Genomic DNA, 6,496 nt, shown 5'->3' with positions numbered 1-6,496 from the left:
CAGAGAAGTTAAGCCCATTAGCGCCGATGGTACTGCCACTGGTGGGAGAGTAGGTCGTTGCCTTTCTTTTAAACCTCAATCTTTTATTAGATTGAGGTTTTTTTTTGATCTTATTTTAATCAAACTTCTTTTTACTGATGGGCAACAACCACTTGAATCTATATAGTGTATATAAAATAAACTCCTATCCTATATTAATTACCCTCAATTATACAGAACAATAAACTTTTTATACTTTATTAAGTATAACAAATAATCAAACAAAGGTAGTTATATGTTCAAGTTATCTTTAAAGACTGAATATTTACCAGAGAGTAATAATGAGGATTATTTGATAGCGGATATATTACAGCGAGTCTTTATAGATGAGAAGTTGGAGTATTTTTTAATTGGGTCTAGAAATAGTTCCACTTGAGAATAAAAATCCCTATAATCTTTAAAGGTTATAGGGATTTAAGTTTGTTATGAAATATTTTGTTCTTCTATTTTTTGTAACGCAGTTTACCAGTTTCTATTCCAATAGCCGTTTTAGCCAAAACAGTAAATATCAGCGCTCCTAAAGCCCAAATACCTAGGGTAACTCCAATTTCTATTCCAGTGGGTGTGTATTCAGCTATTTTTCCATATGGTCCAGGTATAAATCCAGGAACAATTAAACCGAATCCTTTTTCAATCCATATTGCTATAAATAGTATAAAACAAGCAAAATATAAAACTTTTAAGTTGTTGCGAAGCTCATGAAAACTTAAGATAATTGTAGCTAATAGGTTTAAAGAAATAGCTGTCCATATCCATGGTAATAAAGCTGTTTTTCCATCTAAACCAAAAAACAGGTAATAAGCGCTTTCACTGTGGTGTGTAGGAGCGTAGAATTCTTTAAATAGCTCAGATATCAACATGATAATATTTATTTGAGCGGCAACAGTAACAACCATTGCTATTTTCTTGATAGTCTTATCTTCAATTTTAAAAGCTGTAAAGGTTCTAATAATAGCTAATACTAAAATAATTAAAGCTGGACCAGCAGCAAATGCAGATGCTAAAAATCGAGGTCCTAATAAAGCATTATTCCAAAAAGGACGTGCTTGTAAACCTTGATAAAGAAATGCTGTAACTAAGTGAATACCTACAGCCCAAAACACAGATAATACAGCTCCTGGTACATACACACTTGTTTTTGCTTCTTTACCTTGATAATGTCTGAATAAGATATAAAACGGAATGGTGATGTTTAGAAACAAGTATCCGTTTAATACAATTACATCCCAGGTAAGCATAGAATTAGGAAAATTAAAAACACCAAAACCAGGAATCATATGCCATAAAACAGAAGGTCCTCCCATATCGGCAACAACAAAGGCTAAACACATAATTAGTGCAGCAACGGCTAAACCTTCACCAATTAAAACGGCTTGTTTAAAGTCAATATCTTTTAATACATAAGTAGGCATTACTAACATAACGGCAGCTGCTGCAACTCCTACTAAAAACGTGAAGTTAGATATATATAATCCCCAGCTGACTCTATCTGTCATACCAGTAACACTTAATCCATGTTCTAATTGAATTGAATAACAATACATACCTATTAATATAACTAAGGTTAAGAAAGCCATCCATAGGTGGTATTTTTTAGAGCCTTTAGTGATGATATCTAAACTGTCTTTAACTAAGCTCCCAAAAACTTTAAGTTGTTTCATTGTTTTTATTTTAGTCCATGAAATACCAAAACTTTGGTTCGGTACCTAAATCTTCTTTTAATCTGAATACTTTTTTATTTTCTAATACCCAACGAATGGTGCTATTAGGATCTAATAGGTTTCCAAAAATACGTGCACCTGTAGGGCAAGCCTCTACACAAGCTGGATTTTTACCTGCTCTGGAGCGTTGTACACAGAAAGTACATTTTTCCATTACTCCTTTTTTACGCATTCGGTTTCCTAAGTAATGTTGGTTATGGTTTATCTCTTCTTCTGGAACTTCTGGTTTGCTCCAGTTGAATCTACGACCATCGTATGGACATGCAGCCATACAATAGCGACAACCGACACACCAATCGTAATCAACAACTACTAATCCGTCTTTTTCTCTCCAAGTAGCCTGTACAGGACATACTTCTACACACGGTGGGTTATCACAGTGAAAACATTGAGTTCCCATATAAAAGTGACCTTCAGCAGGAACTTCATGGTAATAATTATCATCAGCTTCATTAAAGTTAAAACCTTTACCGTCTTTCATTTCATGAATTCTGATGTATTGCATTTGCGAATTACGATCTTGATTATTTTCTTTTACACAAGCACTCACACAGTCCATATACCCTTGACATTTAGAGATGTTAAAAGCATAACCAAATAGCACATCTTCTTCAGCATTTTTAGAAGACATGTTTATAGTTTTTCCAGTACGTAATTGATACGAACGGACTAAGCGATTTACGGTTGCTTCTTTTTCTTCATCGGTCATGAGTTTATAGTTACCTTTAAACTGCTCTTCCCAATCAATCTGTGCTTTTTCTTTAGATTCGTCACTAGAAGTAACGCTTGTACAAGCAGACATTGCTCCAGCTCCAATAAGTAAGCTTGCTGTTAGTTTTTTAAAGGCAGACCTACGATCCATTTTTACATCGAATACCTGATCGAATCCGTCTTTATATTTTTCTTCGCCAATTGATGCATCTACAGCAGCTTCAAAAAACTCATTTTCGGATAATTCATTCTTAGGTTTATGAGAGTCACACCCACCAGAAGTTTTGCCACATCCACAAGAACTGGATGTTTGTTTATGCTTACTGTTTAAATTGAGTGTAAACCACTTTTTATTGTTGTTATTCATGCCTGATTATTTTCGTTCTTTAACTTTTTGGGTATTAAATCGTGCTGGCCACTTAGTATGAAAACTAGGAGAATGTGGGTTGTGACAATTAACACATGTCATTGATGCTCTTGGTGAAGCCCAACTTTTAATACGTTTACCATGTGCACCTCCTGTCCAATCTTTATACTGTTTTTGGTGGCATTGACTGCATAATTTATAGCTCATGTTAAAGTCTATAGAATTATTAGTTAAGCTTCTTAAATTATCAGGATTTTCACCATCGTGACAGGTTGTACAATTCATAGTATTCTCATCAGCATGATTTATTTTGATATTCCAATGTGCCTTTTTTTTGTCATCACTTTGCATTTGATGCAGTGGTTTGTTATGACATTCGGTACAGGCATAGGATTTTATTTCTCCTTTTCTTTCAGGAATTAAAAAAGTTTGACCATTTTCGGTAACTTCAATAGTTTTTAAGCCTTCAAGATATTTTTCTGAAGAAATTGAAATACCATGGTAGTTTTTACTTTCTGCTTCTATTTTATCTGTTATACTATGATATTCATCTTCTTTATGTTTACAAGAAACAATTAAAAGAGAGATAAAAAAGAAGTAACTTATTAGTTTTATATGCTGATTGTAGTTCATTAGTTTTCAAATTTTCTGATAAAAGTTCCAATATCTTCAGTTACTTTATTATTAGGAACATGGCACTGACGACAGTTTACTCGCTCTGGATGTGTAACTCTAATTTCTTTTGGAGCACTTGGCCCTGCATGACATGCTAAACAATTCTCTCGTAATTGTAATTGATGTGGAATTACAGGAGGGCTTCCTGCCAAAGCATTGTTAGTTCCTACTGTTGGAATAGTACCTCTTTTAAAATTAGTTCCTTTAAATAATGTTTGGGTTTTTTGAGGGACATGACATTGGCGGCAGTTTACCATTTCGGGATGTGGTGTTACTGGAGCAAATGCTTCAAACTTATCTACATAACCACCATTTTCATGGCACTTTAAGCAAGTGTTTTCTCCCATACTACGTTCACTAGTAACTTCATGAGGAATGCTAGGTGGTGCACCATGAAAAGCTCTATTATCGTAATACGTTTTCATACTTCTTTGATGATTTTCGTCTACGGGCATGTTAGTATAATCTAATGCATATTCTGAACGTTGAAAAACACCAGTTTCTGACGGAATAATAGGTATAGGCCTGTCGTTTTCTATTGGTATATAGGCTTCTTCTTGACCTTGATAGTAGCTATAATTCCATATAGTAATGAAAGCTATAAATAGAATGATAAAAAGAGATATGATTCCTAAACGTTTTCTCATAATTTTAAGCTTTTTCTACTTTAACGGCACACTTTTTATAATCTGGCTCTTTAGAAATAGGACAGAAAGAATCTAGTGTTATTTCGTTAATTAACATGTTTTCATCAAAGAATGGAACAAATACTTGCATTGGTGCAGGTACCCCTCTTTGATTTACAGATACTGGTAAAACTATTTCACCTCTACGTGTTGTTAATTTTACGTTATCGCCATTTTTTATTTGCATTCGTTTAGCGTCACCTGGGTTTAACTCTACATACGAATGAGGCATTGCTTTGTGTAATACAGGAATACGTCTGGTCATGGAGCCTGTGTGCCAGTGCTCGACAACACGACCTGTGTTTAGCCAGAATGGGTATTCTGCATCTGGTTCTTCGGCAGCTGGTTCATAAGGACGTTGCCAAATAACTGCTTTTCCGTCTGGTTTTCCATAGAAATGAAAATCTTCTCCATTACTACAGGCTGGATCGTATTTAGAATTAAAACGCCATTGAGTAGACTTTCCATCAACATAAGGCCATTGCATTCCAGGGTTTTCTTTAAGCACTTCTAATGGAGCCATATTATGTTTTTTATTATCGTGATGTTTACGATATTCGGCATAAATTTCTTCAATATGGGTTTCTTCATCGTAGTAAAACTGCTTTTCGTACCCTAATCGTTTTGCAACTTCTATTAATTGCCAAGTATCACTCATTGCTTCACCTGGTGGCTGTACCATTTGCTCAAAATATTGAGTTCTACGTTCAGAGTTTCCGTACATACCTTCACGTTCAACCCACATAGCAGAAGGTAAAATTACATCGGCAATATCAGTAGTTGGTGTAGGGTAGATGTCAGATACAACAATAAAACGCCCTTCTTTTTTGGTACCATCTCTATAACGCTTTAATTTAGGCATGGTTACCATAGGGTTTGTTACCTGAATCCACATAAAACGAATATCACCTCTATCTAATGCTCTAAACATTTCAACGGTGTGATAGGTTGGTTTTGGATCGATATTTTCGACAGGAACATCCCATATTTTAGCCGCAAATTCACGATGTTTTTTATTCATTACCACTCCATGAGGAAGTTTATGTGTTAAAGTTCCTACTTCTCTTACAGTACCACAAGCTGATGGTTGTCCTGTTAATGAGAAAGGGCTATTACCAGGAGTAGATATTTTTCCTGTTAATAAATGGATGTTATAAATCAAGTTATTCATCCAAGTACCTCTACTGTGTTGGTTTGGTCCCATACACCAAAGTGACATCACTTTTTTATTAGGATCACCATAATATGCAGCCATATATTTAATGTCTTTAGCAGACACTCCTGATATTTTTTCTACTTTTTCAGGTGTGTAGTCTTCTAAAAACTTTTTATAATCTTTGAAACTGATTTTTTCTGGTTTGTCTTTAAACTTATAGTTGTCTTCTAAACCGTACCCCATATTGGTTAATCCTTTACTGAAGTTACAATGTTTTTCAACAAAAGATTTATTAACCCAACCATTTTTTATTATTTCATAACATATTGCATTGGCAACTGCTAAATCGGTTTGAGGTAAAAACAGAATAGATTTATCAGCCGCCATACTTGTACGAGTGGTACGCGTAGCAAAATCGATAATTTTCACACCTCTTTTTAAGCGTTGATCTAACAATCTAGAAAATAATACAGGGTGCATTTCTGCCATATTATTTCCCCAAAGAATAAACACATCAGCATGGTCAATATCTTCGTAACAGCCCATAGGTTCGTCAATTCCAAAAGAAGTTAAGAAACCAGTTACAGCACTAGCCATACATAAACGGGCATTGGCTTCAACATTATTAGTACCGATGCACCCTTTAAAGAGTTTAGAGGCTACATATCCATCAGGAATAGTCCATTGCCCTGAACCATAAATAGAAACAGCATCTTTACCATAATCTTTAATGGTTTCCTTCATTTTAGAAGCAATTAAATCTAAAGCTTCTTTCATTGAAGTTTCTACATACCTTCCATTTTTCTTAACTAAAGGCTTTGTTAAGCGGTCTTTACCGTACATAGCCATTACAGAGTGATATCCTTTAACACAACATAAACCTTTATTTACAGGTGATTTTGGGTCTCCTTTTACTGCGACTGCTTTTCCGTTTTCAACACCAACCATTACCCCACATCCAACACCACAAAATCGGCAAGGAGCCTTTTTCCAATTTAAATTTCCTCCTTTTGGTAATTGCTTTTCTTGTTCTCCAGCAAACATAATTCCTGGAAACATGGTGGCAGCAGCTGTCATTGCAGATAATACCGCCATCTTTTTTATAAAACTTCTTCTATTTGTTGTTGAAGTATACATAGGG

At 34.8% G+C, this 6,496-nt stretch carries 5 protein-coding genes; all 5 read right to left on the bottom strand.

Going from position 1 to position 6,496, the window contains the following annotated elements; genetic code table 11:
- Window positions 1-482: 482 nt before the first annotated feature.
- Genes dsrP through VBY68_RS04370 form a run of 5 tightly spaced genes read right to left on the bottom strand, consistent with a single transcriptional unit; the run spans window position 483 to window position 6,492 of the window.
- Window positions 483-1,700, bottom strand: coding sequence for a sulfate reduction electron transfer complex DsrMKJOP subunit DsrP (gene dsrP, locus VBY68_RS04390; RefSeq protein WP_415269007.1), 1,218 nt, complete (start codon window positions 1,698-1,700; stop codon window positions 483-485).
- A gap of 10 nt (window positions 1,701-1,710) precedes the next feature.
- Window positions 1,711-2,838: a 4Fe-4S dicluster domain-containing protein gene (locus VBY68_RS04385; RefSeq protein WP_415269006.1), complete on the bottom strand. Its 1,128-nt coding sequence runs from the start codon at window positions 2,836-2,838 to the stop codon at window positions 1,711-1,713.
- A gap of 6 nt (window positions 2,839-2,844) precedes the next feature.
- Window positions 2,845-3,471: a cytochrome c3 family protein gene (locus tag VBY68_RS04380; RefSeq protein ID WP_273694150.1), complete on the bottom strand. Its 627-nt coding sequence runs from the start codon at window positions 3,469-3,471 to the stop codon at window positions 2,845-2,847.
- A complete protein-coding gene (locus VBY68_RS04375) occupies window positions 3,471-4,160 on the bottom strand; it encodes a nitrate reductase cytochrome c-type subunit (RefSeq protein WP_415269005.1) in 690 nt (229 codons plus the stop codon). The genes VBY68_RS04380 and VBY68_RS04375 overlap by 1 nt, the downstream gene beginning before the upstream one ends.
- A 4-nt stretch (window positions 4,161-4,164) precedes the next feature.
- The gene (locus VBY68_RS04370; protein ID WP_415269004.1) at window positions 4,165-6,492 is read right to left on the bottom strand and encodes a molybdopterin-dependent oxidoreductase; all 2,328 of its coding nucleotides are present in this window, start codon (window positions 6,490-6,492) and stop codon (window positions 4,165-4,167) included.
- Window positions 6,493-6,496: the final 4 nt, after the last annotated feature.

Source organism: Tenacibaculum ascidiaceicola (assembly GCF_047470925.1).
Classification (GTDB): domain Bacteria; phylum Bacteroidota; class Bacteroidia; order Flavobacteriales; family Flavobacteriaceae; genus Polaribacter; species Polaribacter discolor.
This window is presented reverse-complemented; position numbering and strand designations above follow the sequence as displayed.